Source organism: Tepidisphaeraceae bacterium, from assembly GCA_035998445.1.
Classification (GTDB): Bacteria; Planctomycetota; Phycisphaerae; order Tepidisphaerales; family Tepidisphaeraceae; genus DASYHQ01.
In genome coordinates, this window is record DASYHQ010000026.1 from 54950 (window position 1) to 70488 (window position 15539).

The 15539-nt window shown below is 64.1% G+C and carries 14 protein-coding genes; 3 read left to right on the forward strand and 11 right to left on the reverse strand.

The genetic code is table 11. The annotated features are described in order from the left end of the window. The first annotated feature begins 5 nt into the window (after window positions 1–5). Window positions 6–557, forward strand: a complete 552-nt coding sequence (locus tag VGN72_11165) for an NUDIX hydrolase (protein HEV7299914.1) — start codon at window positions 6–8, stop codon at window positions 555–557. A 568-nt stretch (window positions 558–1125) separates the two neighbouring features. Here the strand turns inward: VGN72_11165 and VGN72_11170 are convergent. The 10 genes from VGN72_11170 to gyrA form a co-directional block, all read right to left on the reverse strand. Continuing rightward, the gene (locus tag VGN72_11170; GenBank protein ID HEV7299915.1) at window positions 1126–3054 is read right to left on the reverse strand and encodes an ATP-dependent DNA helicase RecQ; all 1929 of its coding nucleotides are present in this window, start codon (window positions 3052–3054) and stop codon (window positions 1126–1128) included. Between the two features lie 210 nt (window positions 3055–3264). Continuing rightward, window positions 3265–3699, reverse strand: coding sequence for a hypothetical protein (locus VGN72_11175; GenBank protein ID HEV7299916.1), 435 nt, complete (start codon window positions 3697–3699; stop codon window positions 3265–3267). A 65-nt stretch (window positions 3700–3764) separates the two neighbouring features. Continuing rightward, a complete protein-coding gene (locus VGN72_11180; protein ID HEV7299917.1) occupies window positions 3765–3986 on the reverse strand; it encodes a hypothetical protein in 222 nt (73 codons plus the stop codon). 82 nt (window positions 3987–4068) lie between these two features. Further along, the gene (locus tag VGN72_11185; protein ID HEV7299918.1) at window positions 4069–4374 is read right to left on the reverse strand and encodes a hypothetical protein; all 306 of its coding nucleotides are present in this window, start codon (window positions 4372–4374) and stop codon (window positions 4069–4071) included. A gap of 55 nt (window positions 4375–4429) precedes the next feature. Next, a complete protein-coding gene (locus VGN72_11190) occupies window positions 4430–4993 on the reverse strand; it encodes a hypothetical protein (GenBank protein HEV7299919.1) in 564 nt (187 codons plus the stop codon). Window positions 4994–5080: 87 nt separating this feature from the next. Next, entirely contained in the window at window positions 5081–6022 is a 942-nt protein-coding gene (locus VGN72_11195) for an SDR family oxidoreductase (protein HEV7299920.1), read from the reverse strand. Window positions 6023–6275: 253 nt separating this feature from the next. Then, window positions 6276–7136 carry a hypothetical protein gene (locus VGN72_11200; protein HEV7299921.1) on the reverse strand — a complete coding sequence of 287 codons (861 nt, stop codon included), beginning with the start codon at window positions 7134–7136 and terminating at the stop codon, window positions 6276–6278. Between the two features lie 279 nt (window positions 7137–7415). Next, window positions 7416–8531, reverse strand: a complete 1116-nt coding sequence (locus tag VGN72_11205; GenBank protein ID HEV7299922.1) for a hypothetical protein — start codon at window positions 8529–8531, stop codon at window positions 7416–7418. A 209-nt stretch (window positions 8532–8740) separates the two neighbouring features. Continuing rightward, entirely contained in the window at window positions 8741–9850 is a 1110-nt protein-coding gene (locus VGN72_11210; protein ID HEV7299923.1) for an SPFH and helix-turn-helix domain-containing protein, read from the reverse strand. Window positions 9851–10183: 333 nt separating this feature from the next. Then, entirely contained in the window at window positions 10184–12916 is a 2733-nt protein-coding gene (gene gyrA / locus VGN72_11215; GenBank protein HEV7299924.1) for a DNA gyrase subunit A, read from the reverse strand. A gap of 524 nt (window positions 12917–13440) precedes the next feature. Between gyrA and VGN72_11220 the strand changes: the two genes are divergently transcribed. Then, complete coding sequence (locus tag VGN72_11220) at window positions 13441–14097, forward strand: hypothetical protein (GenBank protein ID HEV7299925.1); 657 nt, start codon at window positions 13441–13443, stop codon at window positions 14095–14097. 15 nt (window positions 14098–14112) lie between these two features. Here VGN72_11220 and VGN72_11225 read toward each other — a convergent pair whose 3' ends face one another. Next, window positions 14113–14430 (reverse strand): DUF167 domain-containing protein, encoded by a 318-nt coding sequence (locus tag VGN72_11225; GenBank protein HEV7299926.1) that lies wholly within the window; start codon window positions 14428–14430, stop codon window positions 14113–14115. A 124-nt stretch (window positions 14431–14554) separates the two neighbouring features. Between VGN72_11225 and VGN72_11230 the strand changes: the two genes are divergently transcribed. Beyond that, window positions 14555–15535, forward strand: coding sequence for a Gfo/Idh/MocA family oxidoreductase (locus VGN72_11230; protein HEV7299927.1), 981 nt, complete (start codon window positions 14555–14557; stop codon window positions 15533–15535). The last annotated feature ends 4 nt before the right edge of the window (window positions 15536–15539 follow it).

Below are 15539 nucleotides of genomic sequence, written 5' to 3' on the forward strand. Positions count from 1 at the left end.
ACCGCATGGCCAAGAAGACCACCCCCACCACCGTCTACAACGGCAAGTTCATCCAGATGAAGTCGCGGAATGGCTGGGAGTACGCCAGCCGTACGAAGGCGACCGGCATCGTCGGTATCGTGGCCGTCACCGATGCCGGCGAACTGCTGCTCATCGAACAGTTCCGCCCGCCGGTGAACCAGACCGTGATCGAGATCCCCGCCGGCCTCGCCGGTGATACGGCTGGCAGCGAAACCGAGGCCCTACTCGTCGCCGCCAGGCGCGAGCTGCTGGAAGAGACCGGCTACACCGCCCGCCGCTGGAAACAGCTCGCCGTCGGCGTCCCATCGGCCGGCATCTGCGACGAAGTCATCACCCTCTTCCTCGCCACCGGTTTGAAGAAGACCGCCGACGCCGCCGGTGATGAATCGGAAGACATCACCACCCACCTCGTCCCCGTCGCCAAGGTCGAAGCCTTCATCAAGCGCCAGCAACGCAAGGGAAAGACTGTCGACCTGAAGGTCTACGCCGCGTTGAACTGGGCGGCGCAAGCGGGGAAGGCGTCAGCCGCGAAGTGACTTGTGCCGGTCCGGATCACCCGCTTCTGTAGGACAGGCATTCCTGCCTGTCTCTCCCCTCGTATTCTGTCTTCCCTCTTCTGTGGCACAAACATTCTCGTCTGTGTATCCCCCGTCTTCTCTCCGTCTCTTCCAGTTGCTCTGATAGGAGGAGAAAGACTTTGACGCGAAGCTCGCGAAGGTGGAAACGCGAAGAGGCGCGAAGGGCGTTGCGCCAGATCGATGTTCTTCGCGCAGCGCGAGCGTAGAGATGGACCGCGTGTTCTTTGACAACCAAACGATCGATGCGCGGGTCAAGGTCAAGCTCCTGCCCGTCCACCCGATGGTGCAAAATGGTGCAGAATGGTGCACGTTTTCGGGTTTTGACTTACCCAGACCGCCGCGATCGGCCGGGTTCCCCTTCGCGTCCGCCTTCGCGACCTTCGCGCCTTCGCGTCTCTTCTATTCTTGGTTGCGCAAGGCAGACAGGGGGGAGAGTAGGACGGGGAGAGAGACAGGCAGGAATGCCTGTCCTACAGAAGACGAACGCCGAGCGCGGCTCACGCGTCCACGACGTCCCGCTCCCGACTCACTCCGTCACCATCGCCAGCACGTCGCGGAACGGCACGCCGGACCAGCTGCCGAAGCGGCGGTCTTTCGTCAGCTTGGCACGGCTGGCGCCCGGCGACGGGATGCCGCAGAGGAAGCGGGCGAGTTGGCGCGGGGTGGACAGGGCGGAGTGGCGTTCGGATTGGAGTTGGCGGAGGGACTGGCGCTCGGCGGTGGTGGGCTCGGTGGGGACGGGCGTAGGCAACCCACCGGGGCGGTGGCCGCGGCACCAGCCGCAGTGGCCGCAGTCGGCCTCGGTGGGCTCGCCGAAGTAGGTCAGTAGGCGGCGGGTCTTGCAGCCCTGGTGGGAGGCGAATTTCGTGACTTCGTCTAACCGTTCGACATCGCGCACCTCGCGCGTGTGGAAGCGGTCGGACATGGTCTTCGTGAGCGGGCGGCCATCGGTGATGGTCTGCAGTCGGCGGTAGCCTTGGCGAATGCCGCCGACCTGCACGACCAGGTCGCCGCGCTCTTCGAGGTAGGTGATGGCGGCGACGATGCGCTCGCGCGGCTGGCCGAGGTCGAGCGCGATCTGGTGAACGTCCAGCACCGACCACGTCTTGAGCTTCCTGGCGCGCCCGAAGATGTCGCGCAGGAAGGCGGCGCGGTCGGCATCGTAGCCGGCGAAGATGTCGGCGAGCGGCCAGGCGTGCTGGAACTTGTACTCGGTGTAGAACGGGCCGGTGGACTCGATGTAGCCGTCGAGTTGCAGGTAGGTCAGCAGCGTTTCGACGACGAGCGGGCGCGTGTCGTTGGCGTTGGACAGCTCGTACGTGGAGACGTCGAACTGCTCGCCGGCCGTCAGCACGGTTTTCAGAATGCCGGCGATCGCCTCGCTGGTGGGCGTGTCGCCGAAGGTGAAGTTTTCCAGCGTCACGCGGTCGCTTATGCAGGCGAACATCTCGCAGATGCTTTCCTTGCCATCGCGACCGGCGCGGCCGATCTCCTGAGCGTAGTTTTCTAAACTCTTGGGCAGGTTGAAGTGGTAGACGTAGCGAATGTCGCGCTTGTCGATGCCCATGCCGAAGGCGATCGTCGCCACCACCACCTGCCCCGCCGACGCCATGAAGGTGTCCTGAATGGCGTGGCGAACGTCGGCATCCAGACCCGCGTGATAGGCGACGGCATCGATGCCGTTCTCGGCGAGAAACGTCGCCAGCGTCTCGGCGGTGCGCTGCAGCGTGACGTAGACGATCGTGGGGCCGGGCGGGCGCGTGCGCAGGCGCTTCAGCAGCGTGTGGGCCCGTTCACCATCGGTGCTGGGCGAGACGACCAGCGACAGGTTGGGCCGATAGAAGCCGGTCTGCACAACGTCGCTGGGTTCGATCCCGAACGCCGCTGCGATCTGCTTAGCAACCGGTGGCGTGGCGGTGGCGGTAAGGGCGAGCACGCGCGGGATGCCGAGGCGTTTAGCGAGCGGTGCAAGCTTGAGGTAGTCGGGCCGGAAGTTGTGGCCCCACTCGCTGATGCAGTGGGCCTCATCGACCGCCATCAGCGCGATGTTCAGTCGCGACAGCGTATTCAGGAAGCGTTCGTTGGCCAGCCGTTCGGGCGCGATGTAGAGCAACTTCAGCGACCCGTCGCGCAGCCTGCGAAACGTCTCGCCCGCCTCTGCGGTTGATACGGATGAATCCGACCGCGCCGCAGCCACGCCCTTGCGGACGAGGAAGTCGATCTGATCCTTCATCAGCGCAATCAATGGCGAGACGACGAGCGTGACACCATCGAGCATGAGGGCCGGCAGCTGATAACACAGGCTCTTGCCCGCCCCGGTCGGGAAGATGGCCAGCACCGATCGCCCCGCCAGCAGACGATCGACGACCGCCTGTTGTCCCTCGCGAAACGTGTTGAACCCAAAGACGTCGCGCAGCACGTCGCTGGCGGTTGGTGTGTCGATGTCGACTGGCATGCTGATCCCCTTCCGAAGGATAAATCGGTTAGGGATAAGTTAGCAACCACGGCCACGGCGTCAAAGGAATTTTTGGCGGCGCGACAGCGTCTCACGGTGGGACTAATGTTCCCCGGTGTTGCAATAGGGTTCATCCTGTCCAGAACAGCAAAACGAAGAGGGCCGAAGTCTACGCGACGCCAGGCCCTCTTCGTCGAAACACGCCATGTGCTAGCGGTCAGCCGTTGAAGGACCCAGCAATTTGGGCTGGTTCTGTTGCTGATCCTGCGGTTGCTGCGCGTTTTGGTTCTGGCCCTGCTGCATGTTCTGGCCCTGCTCGGTATTCGTTTGCGGCTGCATGGTCCCTGAGGCGGGCTGGGCGTTGTTGCCCTGTTGGCCACGGCCGTCGATCTGGGCGGTGCTGCCGTTCATCGTGACCGATTGCGCGAACAACAGCCGCTTGTCCTGCACCTTCACTGGCACGGCGGTGAACGTGATGCTGCTGTCCTTGCTGATATCCATCTTCAGCTTGTCGGCTTGGCCGAAGTCGACGGCGACCTTGCTGCGCTTATCGTTGCCCTGCCGCTGGGCGTCGACCATCGCGATCAGGTGCTGCGCGCCGCGGATGAGTTGTAGGCGCCGGTGTCGTAACGGTCGTAGTACCAATTGTCGCTGTCATCGGCAGTGTTGTAGCCGTACCACGAGTCGCTATCGCTGTCGCCGGACGTATCCTAGGGGGTGGAGTACGGTTCGTCGTCCCAGCGCCACCAAGACTCGTCGATCGGGTTGTAGTTATTGCAGTCGAACCATTCGGTTATGTCGAGCCAATGATTGTCCTCGTAGTACGAGAGGTGGACGCGCCGAACTCCGCCGCGTTTGCGGAGCAGCCCGCGCCGAAGGAGTGCGTGAGCGAGCGTCGCGGAGCTAACGCGATACGCGATCCGCGAGGGCATGACCTCGCTCGCTCGTCTGACGCGGCCGGGTGGTGCCCCGGCCGCGCTGCCGTGCCAATCACTTCGCCTCTCCGTGCGATCATCAATTCGGACTGACGCGCCGGCCGTCGCCGTGATAGATCGCCTGGCCCGCATCGCCGTTGGTGATGTACACGAATTTGTAGAGCATCTGCCCGGTCGAAGCGGGCTGCTGCTCGACATTGGTAAGGGACGCGTTGGGATGGTCCTTGCGGAACGCGTTCTTCGCGGCGTCAGGAACGACCGACATCGGAGCGCCAGACACAGTCGCCTGATCGTCCCGTTCGTACGTCTGGCAACCCACCATCGGCATTGCGACTAATGCGGCGGCCGAAACTAACACGGATGCTTGAATGTAGTTCTTGAACATAGCGATGTCTCCGTAAAGGCCACAAGACGGATTGGAGGGCTTTTGAGGCCGCTATCTACTTCTGGCGATGGAACCGCACGCTCTTGCCCTCGGTGTACTCGATCACCAGCACGTCATCACCGTCGAAGCGGTACTGCACCGTCGTGCCGCCGCGAATGGCTTCGGAGGTGATCTTGTTGCCCTGCACCTCGTAGGGCCCCTTCTTGTCGCGCACCTGACCGACCAGCGGCAATTCGGACCAAGCGGCGATGCGGACGGGCCCTTCTTCCTTAAACGTCAACCGGACCCTTACGTCACCGATAGGCGCCTCGACGTTCTCCGCTTCCCACGTGCCATACAGGCGTTGGGCCGCTGCGTCGTCGTCGTTGCCGCCACCGCCACCGCTTGCGGATGGCTGTGGCGTTGACTGCTGGCCCGCGGGTTCGGTTGAAGCGGTACTGGTTTGGGCAGACATTTCAGCGTTGGACGTCACTTCAACAATCGCCCCGTTATCGGTGGTGCCCGTGCCGGCGGACTGCGATGACGTTCCTTGCGGTTGCTGCGCAGCGTTGCCGCCACCGCCGTCACATCCAGCGATTAGCGCCACGAGCAGCCCGAGGATTGAGATTGGGAGTTTCATAGCGAATGCACCTTACGACTTTCCTCACAAGCGCCACAACGGATGAAACGCTCGTTCTGCGGTGCAACTTGCTGCGCATGATTGAATCTAGAACGGCGAACTACCGCCGACGTTGCCGAACACCTCACCCGTGATGTAGCTCGAATCGGCGCTGGCCAGCAGCACGAACGTGCTGGCAAGTTCGGCGGGTTGGCCGGGGCGGCCCATGGGCGATTCCTTACCGAAGGTTTCGACCTTTTCCTGCGGCTGCCCACCGCTGGGTTGCAGGGGGGTCCAGAAGGGGCCCGGGGCGACGGCGTTCACGCGGATGCCCTTGCCGTTCTTGGCCAGCTGCTTGGCCATCGACTTGCTGAACGACACGTTGCACGCCTTCGTCTGCGCATAGTCAACGAGGTTCTCGGACGGGTCGTACGCCTGGATGCTGGCGGTGTTGATGATGCTGGCACCGGGCGGCAGGTGCGGGAGCGCGGCCTTGGTGATCCAGAACATCGCGTAGACGTTCGTCTTGAACGTGTCGTCGAACTGCTGCGTGCTGATCTCGTCGATCGACGGCTGCGACGTCTGGCGGCCGGCGTTGTTGACGAGGATGTCCAAGCCGCCGAGTTGATCGACGGCGTTCTGCACGAGCTGTTTGCAGAAGTTCTCGTCGCGAATGTCGCCCGGTAGCGCGACGGCCTTGCGCCCGGCGTCGCGTATGAGCGCAACGACCTCCTTCGCGTCCGGTTCCTCGAACGGCAGATAGCCGAACGCGACGTCGGCCCCTTCTCGCGCAAACGCGATGGCGACGGCGCGGCCGATGCCGGAATCGCCACCGGTGATCAGCGCCTTGCGACCGGTGAGCTTGCCGGAGCCCTTGTAGCTCTGTTCGCCGTGGTCGGGGCGCGGGTCCATCTTCGAGGTCAGGCCCGGCCACTCCTGCGGCTGGCGCGGGAACGGTGGCTGCGGATATTCGGTGAGCGGGTTGGTCAGACCCTTGTTGCCCCCGGCGTTCTGCTGGCCGGGCGCGGTCGCGGGTGTGTTCTGTGCCATGAGTTGTCCTCCGGAAAGGGCCGCGGGAACTGCGAGCAGGCCAACAGCGCCAAGACGAACGGCATCGCGACGCGTGAGCGTGGCCTGGGGATCGTTGGAAGTCATGGGGTGGTTCCTTTTCGTACCATGGGCGGCCCGCCCATGAGCTGTTTCATCAGGAGACGAAGACACGGGCGGGCCGCCCGTGGTACGGCCGCACGACGGCCCCGACAACTGAAGCGGGGCCGTCGTGGGTGAATTCGGCTGCTTGTCATCACTGCTGTTGCTGCTGCTGCCCACCACCTTGGTTGGCCGATGAGATGGCCTGGCCGAGTTGGTCGACGGCGCGTTGCGCTTCGGTGCGCAGCTGTTGCTGGGCCCGATCGCCACCGATGATGCCACCGGCGGCCTGGGCGTCGGCGAGGTCGCCGGTGCCTTCGTTGTTGGCGGTTTGGCCGTTGGCCTGTTGCGCCTGGTTGGTCGTCTTGCGGCTCTGGCTGATGAGCTTCATCGCGACGTTCTCGGCGTCGTACAGCGCTTGGCTGACCTGTTCGGTCGGCTTCTTGTCGAGGAAGGCGTGCGCGGTCTGAAAGGCCTTGCTGGCGTGTTTGAGCGTGTAGCCGGTGGCCTCCATGTCCTGCTGCTGGTTCAGGCCCTCGCTGGCGCCGGCTTGGTAGAACTGCGCGAGGCTCAGCAGCGCGGTGCCGAATGGCTGCTTAAGCTGGTCCTTGTCCAACACCTGCTTGTAGCTCACCTTCATCGCCAGTTCCTGAAGCTGCTGCGCAGACTGCTCGAGCTGCTGGCGCTGCTGCTGCTGGGGCCCTGTGGCGGCGGCGGCCTGCAGGCGCATGGCGGCGGCGGCGGCCATGATGTCCTCCTTGGCGTCGTGCTGCTCGTCGGCAATGTTCTTCATGGCCTTGGTCAGCAGTTCGCGCGGCTGGCCGCTCAGGCCCCAGGCGACCTTCTCATCCACCTGGAACTGTCGGCTGCCCTGCTGCTGCATCTCCTGCTTGGCCTGTTGCTTCACCTGGTCGATCGGGCTGCTGCCGCCCCCCTGGTTGTTGTTCTGCTGACCCATCGCGGCGACGGCCATTGATGCCGCCACGATGAACGCGGACGATTTTACGAGACGCATGGGTGCTCCTCTGTGCTACGGGTACGCCAGCCGCTAGCCCCACCACTTGGTGAGGTATTTCACGCACGCCAGCGACCGCCGACCTCGCAAGGTTCGTTCCAAGGGGGTCAACATGTGGGAAAAGACGATTTAGCTTAGATACGCAAGCGAGTTGAACGACATTGATGACGGCTCAGCGTTGTCCAGTTCGACAGCTGGCGATGAAGTGCGCGGCACACGTTGTCGGCCCTGCGACGTGAGGGTGTCGCGTGTGGCGTCGCGTGGGATGCCGGTCCTGTACTACCCCGCTTGCGACAGCAGGTACAGCGCCAGCAGGATCATTGCGGGCAGGATGATGTAGAAGAACACCTTCACCCAGCTGATCGGCCGATCGCCGGCGACGGCGCCGGTGTAGCCGTTTACCAACGTCTGGTAGTTGCGCGTGCCGAACGTGTAGGTGACGAGCCAGACCGGCACCAGAACATGCTTGAACGTGCGGCCGGCATACGTCGCGTTCACCTGCAGACCGCGATGCGTGTCGCCAGGCACCTGCGCCGCGCAGAGCGACCGCAGGGCGGCATCCATCTGCTGGCGACTGACGTCGGCGGCGCGGCGTAGGTCGAGCTGGTAGCGCTCGACCGTCCAGCCACGCACGAACGCGGGGTCGTAGGCGGCCAAGTCATCGGTCGGGAACGGCTCGACCTGTCGCAGCAGGTCGATGCGCACGCCCTGCGTACCCGGGACGAGGTTGTCGTCGAACACGTGTGACAGCTGGCCGCTGCTGGGGTACCAGCGCACCCGGCGTTCCTGCGAGCGCACGCGCTGGCCCTGCGCATTCGTACGCGTGACGGTCTCGTAATAATAGTCACCGGACTCGGCCGTCCAGCGGGCGTGGGCGCGGGCGTCGAAGGTCCAGTACGGCAGGTAGACGCCGTGCAGCGTGTCGGTGAGGGCGGCGCCCTTCAGGCGATTCGGGGCAAACCATCGTGAGGCGTACCACCGCTTCAGCAAATCGCGCACCTGACCCTGATCGAGCTTCACCGGCAACAGGCTTTCGGGCGCGATCGCGTCGCGCGTCTCCTGGTAAGGCGCGATGGACGGCGAGCCACAGAAGTCGCACCGCTGTGCTACCCGGCCGGGCTCGAAGACGCTGATCGCCTGGCAGCTCTGGCACTTCACCTGGACGGTGGCGGTGCGGTAGCCGCGGCCATCGTCGGTGACGTTGGCGAGCGCCTGCTCGAGGTCGTGCTCGGCGATCGTGCCGCCACCGGTGCCGCGGGTGGGTTGATCTTTGGGGATGAAGCCGCAGTAGGGGCAGGCGAGCGCCTGCTTGCCGGCGTTCCACTCCATCTCGCCACCACATTCGGGGCAAGCGCGTTTGCCAAGGGCTTTAATTTCGGTGGGAGGGGTGGTCATGGGACAGATGGCGTTCAAACCATTGCGACGTCTGGTCCCCTCTTCCGGTACTCCGGGAGAGGGGCAGGGTGAGGGTGATTGGTTCTTACGAGCATCGCCAGCAGTTCGAAATCACCCTCACCTAGCCTCTCCCGGCGTACCGGGAGAGGGACCGGATGGACCCGACCATGCTTCGCGGCTTCCTTCGCGCCTTCGCGTTCTCCGCTGCATCAGCTGGCCAAAAACTCATCGATCGCCGTTCTGGTGATGCGGTACTGGCTGCCGATCTTCTTCGCCTTCAAATCACCGGCGGTGATGGCGGCCATCACGTCGGCCTCGGTTACACCGAGGTACTGCGCAACCTCCGGCAGGCCCATCAATCCCGCCGCCGTCGCCGATGCAGCGGCCGCGGTTCCACCGGAGGCGGTTGTGGATTGCGAGGTCGCGCCGGCGAACGCGCCACCACCCGGGGCCACGCCACCCACTGCGCCGCCTGTGCCGCGCATCATCTCCTGGGCAATGCCGAAGCCGATCGCCATCTCCGCCGCCGCCCCACCGCTGCCGGCACCACCGCCGGTGGCCATGCCCTTGCCCATCTGAAACTTCACGTAATCGTTCAGGTTGCCCACCACCGACATGCTCGACCGCTTGTCGATCGCCTCTTCCACCTCCGGCGGCACCGAGACGTTCTCAACGATGAAGCTCTCGATCGCGATGCCGTACTTGCTCGTCATGATCGGGTTGATCAGCGGCACCAAAGCATCACCCAGTTCGCCGTAGCGTGATGCGACGTCGAGCGCCGGCACCTTGGCCGTAGCCAGCGCATCGGAGAAGACGCTGACGAGGCGCGAACGCATCGTGTCGGCGAACTCATCGAGGCGGAAGTTGTGGTCGGTGCCGACGATCTCCTTCAGGAACAGCCGCGGCTCGACGACGCGGAAGTCGTAGGTGCCGAACGCGCGCAGGCGCACCACGCCGAAGTCGGCGTCGCGCATCATCACGGGGTTGCTGGTGCCCCACTTGTTGCCGGTAAACAAGCGCGTGTTGACGAAGTAGACGTCGGCCTTGAACGGCGACTCGAAGCCGTACTTCCAGCCCTTCAGGGTGGTCAGCACGGGGATGTTGTCGGTGATCAGCTCGTGCTTGCCGGGCCCGAACGTGTCGCCGAACTGCCCGAGGTAGACGAACTGGGCCACCTGCGATTCGCGAACGATCAGCTGCGCGCCGCGCTTGATCTCGCGGTCGGAATCGGGAAAGCGCCAACTGATGGTGTCGCGCGAGTCGTCGTTGAACTCGATGATCTCGATCAGTTCGCCGCGGATGAAATCCATCAGTGCCATGGGTCGCCGTCCTTTCAAGTGTTGCCGATCGGCGGACATGCTACGGCGGAGATGCGGCGACGGAAACAGCAAAAGCGGGATGGGAGGTGAAGGGAACGACGGGCGTGCCGACTGCCCGCCTTCACCTGTGGGCGGGTGTGAGGGAACATAGGACACGTGCGGGTGCAGCGCAGCGGGCGCCTTGCGCGTCTACGGCGGAGGAAGCGGCGTGCGTCCGCCGGCCCTCACCCCTGCCCTCCCCCGGTGGGAGAGGGAGGGCATCGCCGGGCGCACCATGCGTCTGTTCTTCTTCGCGGTCCTTCGCGTCCGCCGTTCGCGCCTTCGAGATCAATTCTACTCCGCCTCGTCCTCGGCGGCGCCATCGGTCGCTGCGGGCGGTTCGGGCGTGACGTCGGTGGCCTCGGGGGAGATGTCCGCGCCGGGCGTGGGGGTGCCGTCGATCGCCAGTGGCACGGCGTCGCCTTCGACGCCTTCCGTCGGTGGCGCGACTACGTCCTCGGCGTCGATCTTGGCCATCGCGACCAGCGTGTCCCCTTCATCGACACGGATCAGTCGCACGCCGGCGGCGTTGCGGCCGGTCTCGCGGATCTCGTTGATGCGCGTTCGCATCAGGATGCCCTTCTCGGTGATGAACATCACCTCGTCGGTGTCGTTCACCAGCTTCATGCCGACCACTTCACCGTTGCGATCGTTGGCGTCGATGCTGATGACGCCGCGCGTGCCGCGACCCTTCACCGGGTAGTCGGTCAACGGCGTGCGCTTGCCGTAGCCGTTCAGGCAGGCGGTCAGCACGTGGCAGCAGCCGTTGTCCCCTTCGGGCACGACGAGCATCGCCACGACCTCGTCGTTCTCGCGCTTGAAGCGGGCGCCGGTCACACCACTTGCCGGGCGGCCGGTGGCGCGAACGTCGGCCTCTTCGAAGCGGATCGCAAGGCCGCTCTTGGTGCCGAGGATGACGTGGTCGGTGCCGCTCGTGCAGGCCACGTCGATCAGCGTGTCGCCTTCCTCGAGGCCGATGGCGATGATGCCGTTGGTGCGGATGTTCGAGTAGGCGCTCAGGGCCGTCTTCTTCACGGTACCCTTGGCGGTGGCGAACATGAGGAACTGCTCGGTCTTGTCGAAGTCCTCGATCGCCAGCACGCTGGCGATCTTCTCGCCGGGCTGGAAGCTCAACAGGTTGGCGACGCTGCGCCCCTGGCTGGTGCGCGACATTTCCGGAATGTCGTACACGCGGCGCTCGTACACGCGGCCCTGGTTGGTGAAGAACAGCAGGTAGTCGTGCGTGTTGGCGACGAACAGGTGCTCGACGAAGTCCCCTTCCTTGCTTTCGGTTCCCTTGATGCCGCGCCCGCCGCGCCCTTGGGCGCTGTAGACGTCGATCGGTTGGCGCTTCACGTAGCCGGCATGGCTGACGCTGACGACCACCTCTTCCTTGGCAATGAGCGATTCGCGGTTGAAGTCGCTCACGCTGCCGGTGATTTCCGTACGGCGGTCGTCGCCGTACTTTTCCTTCATCTCGAAGGTGTCCTCGCGAATGAGGTCCATCAGGTAGGCCTCGTCGCCCAGGATGCGTTCGTACTCGGTGATCTCCTCGGCCACTTCCTTGTACTCGTTGACGAGCTTCTCGATCTCCAAGCCGACCAGCTGAATCAACTGCAGGCGACCGATCGCCTCGGCCTGCGCGCGGCTGGCCCGCATGGGCGGCACAATGGCGCCCGGCTCGGCGGCGAAGATTTCCGGGTGCATCAGCGTCAGCCGTTCGGGCAGCTTCTCGACCAGCTGCGAGTTGGGGCTGATGCGGAAGCCCTGCGCGATCAACTTCTCGATCGCCTCCTCGCGCGTCTTGCTGCTGCGGATCAGGCGGATGACCTCGTCGATATCGAAGATCGCAAAGATCAACCCTTCCAGGATGTGCGCCCGCTGCTGCGCCTTGCGCAACAGGAAGCGCGTGCGCCGGATGATGACGTCCTTGCGGTGGGCGATGAAGTGCTGGATCAGCTCCTTCAGCCCCATCGTGCGCGGCTGGCGGTTGACCAGCGCGATGTTGATCATGCTGACCGTGATCTGGCACGGCGTGTACTGGTATAGCTGCGCCATCACCACTTCGGGGTCGGCGTCGCGCTTCAGGTCGATCACGATGCGGACCGCGTGCTGGCGGCCGGACTCGTCGTTGATTGCGCTGATGTCGTGCAGCCGGTCGTTCTTCACGTTCTCGGCGACGCTCTCGACGATGCTCTTGCGGATGATGCCGTAGGGCAGTTCGCTGACGATCACGCTGCTGCGGCCCTTCTTGTCCGTCTCAACCTCAAGCTTGGCCCGCACCGTCATCTTGCCGCGGCCACTCGTGTAGCCGTCGATGATGCCGTCGCGGCCGCAGATGATGCCACCCGTGGGAAAGTCCGGGCCGGGCACGATCTGAAGCAGTTCGTCGAGGCCGACGTCGGGCTGGTCGATCACCTTCACGATGGCGTCGCAGATCTCGCGCAAATTGTGCGGCACAAGGTTGCACGCCATGCCGACGGCGATGCCCGTGCTGCCGTTCACCAGTAGGTTGGGGAACTTGCTCGGCAGGACGGTCGGCTCCATCAACCGTTCGTCGTAGTTGGGCTGGAAGCTGACGGTGTCGTATTCCAGGTCGGCCAGCAGTTCGGCCTCGACGGGGCTCGGTCGGGCCTCGGTGTAACGCATGGCGGCCGGTGGGTCACCGTCGGTGCTGCCGAAGTTGCCTTGGCCGTTGATCAGCGGGTAGCGCAGCGACCAGCTCTGCGCCAGGCGGACCAGCGTCGGGTAGACGATCGACTCGCCGTGCGGGTGGTAGTCACCGGACGTGTTACCCGCGATCTTCGCGCACTTCAGGTGCTTGCTGCGCGGCCCGAGGTTCAGGTCGCGCATCGCGACGAGGATGCGCCGCTGCGACGGCTTGAGGCCATCGCGGACGTCCGGTAACGCACGATCCATGATCGTGCTCATCGCGTACGTCATGTAGCTGTCCTGCAGTTCCTGTTCGATCTGCAGGTCTTCGATCCGGTCCATCGGAACGTCGGCGGGTGGAGTGGTTTCAGCCATAGCAATCTTATCTTTAACTTGCTCTACGGGACGTCTGACTTTGCAGAGAATGATCCCCTTGCAGGACGGGGAGCAGCCCGTCGAACGACCTTCAAATTATACGCCGAAGCCCATGAAAAATCGATGCAAAGCGCCCCGCTCAGCAGGCGTGTTTTCGTTTCCCCGTCCTCTCCGAATCCGCTTGACAATGACGTGATGCGAGCGGTCAGGTCCGGTAACCGAGAGCGCGAAGCGAAAACCCCGTAACGGGTATTGGCAGTTAGTGGGATAATGGTGATCACGCGGGCCGTGCCTAGCGCGGCACCTGTCACAAGTGCCGTGATTTCCATCGCGTACGAATTTTCGACGTTGTGCTGCTGAGTCCGCGGAGTATCTTTGCCCTATCTTAACGGAAAGCCAACGTGCAACACATCAACTCCACAGCTGTAACCTCGCCCCTCGATCAGACGCATCATGCTTCGCCTCGAGTGGCTTCGGCGGGATCGACCGCCTTCCCAATATCCGCCAGGAGCCTCCTTTTCACGTTGATGTCGGCGTACCTGGCGCTGCTCGCGCTGCACCTGATCGTCGTCGTCTGCTACCAGATGGGGCTCGACAGTGATCGGCTGCCTCGCCTGTACAGCCGCTTCTTCTTCGACCAGGAAGCGAACATTCCGACGTACTTCTCCAGCGTTATCCTGCTTATGGCCGGCGCGCTGCTGGCGTTGATCGCGTCCATGAAAAAGTTGATCGGCGACCGCTGGACGATGCATTGGAAGATTCTGGCGGTCGGGTTCGTGTTGATGTCGGTCGACGAATCGGCCGTCCTGCACGAAATGTTCAACAAGCCGCTGGCCAAGCTTGGCAGCTTCAGTGGCTACCTGGCCTTCGGCTGGGTGCTGATGGGAATGGCGATCGCGTTGCTGCTGGCGGTGACTTACTCGCGATTTCTATGGGCCCTGCCCGCCGCCGTGCGCCGCGGGTTCGTCATGTCGGCCGTCATCTTCCTGGGTGGCGCACTGGGCACCGAAATGGTCGGCGCGCGATTGGCCATCGATCCAGAGGTCGGCACTGCCAGCCTGGCCTACATGATGCTGGTGACGATCGAGGAATCGATGGAGATGCTCGGCATCATCCTGTTCATCTCGGTGTTGGTGAACTACCTCAAATCGCAGTCCACCAAACTAGCGCTCACCGATTAGCCCCCCGCCCCGCCGTCAACTGCCTTTCAGCAATCGCTGCCGGGCCGCGGTTGCTGAAAGGCCCCGAACGAGCACGTGCTTTCGCGCCGACGCCTTTCCACTGACGATCTCCAGCGACCGCGCCGGCATGTCCAGCGTCTCGGCCAAAAGCGCCAGCACCGCTGCGTTGGCCTGCCCGCCGCTCGGTGGTTTAGCGACCGCGACCTTCAGCGAGCCGTCGGCCATCGCACCCACGATGCGCGACCGCGACGCGCCGGGGACCACCTTCAACGCGATCTGACATCCCTGGGGATGCTCGCGCGCAAAGCCCTGTTCGGCCGCTCCAACATTCATGCACGGCAGCTTACCTGAGTTGATCGAAAGGGTGCCCGCGCGTGGCATGATTCGTGCACCCGTCGACTTGCAGTGCCCGCGGGCCCGATTAGGATCGCGAACCTAAGCACCTTTGGAGGCAGACATGGCAGACCGTGTGGGCGTGGCGATCATCGGCGTCGGTGGCATCGTGCTCAACGAGCACATGAAGCACCTCAGCGCCATGTCAGACGTGACGTTCGTCGGCTACCTCCACAATAAGTCCGGCCGTGCCGCCCAAGCCGCCCAAGAGTATGGCGGGCGCGTGTTCGACACGATCGACGACCTGCTGGACGACCCCAAAGTGCAGGCCGTCTACCTGTCGGTGCCCCCCTACGCCCACGGTGAGATCGAATCCAAGGTAATCCGGGCCGGCAAAGCGCTGTTCATCGAGAAGCCCCTCGGCACGAAGCTCGAGACGGCGTTGGAGGTCGGCCAGCAGGTGGAAGAGGCCCGCGCGATCGTGGCGGTCGGGTACCACTGGCGCTACCAGTCGACCACTGCCGAGCTGCGCCGCCGGATGGCCGGCGTGCCGGTGGTGGGCGCCACCGGCTGGTGGTGCGGCGGGCGACCAGACGTCTGGTGGTGGCGCGACAAGGCCACCAGTGGCGGGCAACCGACGGAACAGACCACGCACATCTTCGACCTGGCCAACTACCTGATCGACGCCGACCCCGTCTGCGTTCTGGCCACCGGCCGACAGCTGGGCGTGTTCGCCGACGATCCGAAGCACACGGTCGACGACGTTTCGCTCGCCCAGGTGCACTACGCCAACGGCGCCGCGATCAGCGTCTGGTCGAGCGACGTGATGACCGGCCCCGCCGCCCGCATCAGCCTCGAGATCTACGGCATCGACCGCCGCTACGAGATCGGCCTGAAGACCATGAAGTGCTGGGAAAAGTCCGGCTGCAGCGAGATCCCCCACGAGGGCAGCGCCTACTTCCGCGAAAACGAAGCCTTCATCCAAGCCGTCCGCACCGGCGACCCCTCCGGCCTGCTCGCCACCTACGAGACCTCGCTGGTCACGCATCGGGTGACGATGGCGGTGGAACGGTCTATTCGGTCGGGGAAGATGGAGACGGTGTAGACTC

Bases quoted from the DNA above. Each gene is read 5' to 3' on its own strand.
- VGN72_11165 (HEV7299914.1), top strand. From the start codon at position 6: ATGGCCAAGAAGACCACCCCCACCACCGTCTACAACGGCAAGTTCATC.
- VGN72_11210 (HEV7299923.1), bottom strand. From the start codon at position 9,850: ATGGCACTGATGGATTTCATCCGCGGCGAACTGATCGAGATCATCGAG.
- VGN72_11195 (HEV7299920.1), bottom strand. From the start codon at position 6,022: ATGGCACAGAACACACCCGCGACCGCGCCCGGCCAGCAGAACGCCGGG.
- VGN72_11180 (HEV7299917.1), bottom strand. From the start codon at position 3,986: ATGCCCTCGCGGATCGCGTATCGCGTTAGCTCCGCGACGCTCGCTCAC.
- VGN72_11185 (HEV7299918.1), bottom strand. From the start codon at position 4,374: ATGTTCAAGAACTACATTCAAGCATCCGTGTTAGTTTCGGCCGCCGCA.
- VGN72_11170 (HEV7299915.1), bottom strand. From the start codon at position 3,054: ATGCCAGTCGACATCGACACACCAACCGCCAGCGACGTGCTGCGCGAC.
- VGN72_11205 (HEV7299922.1), bottom strand. From the start codon at position 8,531: ATGACCACCCCTCCCACCGAAATTAAAGCCCTTGGCAAACGCGCTTGC.
- gyrA (HEV7299924.1), bottom strand. From the start codon at position 12,916: ATGGCTGAAACCACTCCACCCGCCGACGTTCCGATGGACCGGATCGAA.
- VGN72_11230 (HEV7299927.1), top strand. From the start codon at position 14,555: ATGGCAGACCGTGTGGGCGTGGCGATCATCGGCGTCGGTGGCATCGTG.
- VGN72_11225 (HEV7299926.1), bottom strand. From the start codon at position 14,430: ATGAATGTTGGAGCGGCCGAACAGGGCTTTGCGCGCGAGCATCCCCAG.
- VGN72_11200 (HEV7299921.1), bottom strand. From the start codon at position 7,136: ATGCGTCTCGTAAAATCGTCCGCGTTCATCGTGGCGGCATCAATGGCC.
- VGN72_11190 (HEV7299919.1), bottom strand. From the start codon at position 4,993: ATGAAACTCCCAATCTCAATCCTCGGGCTGCTCGTGGCGCTAATCGCT.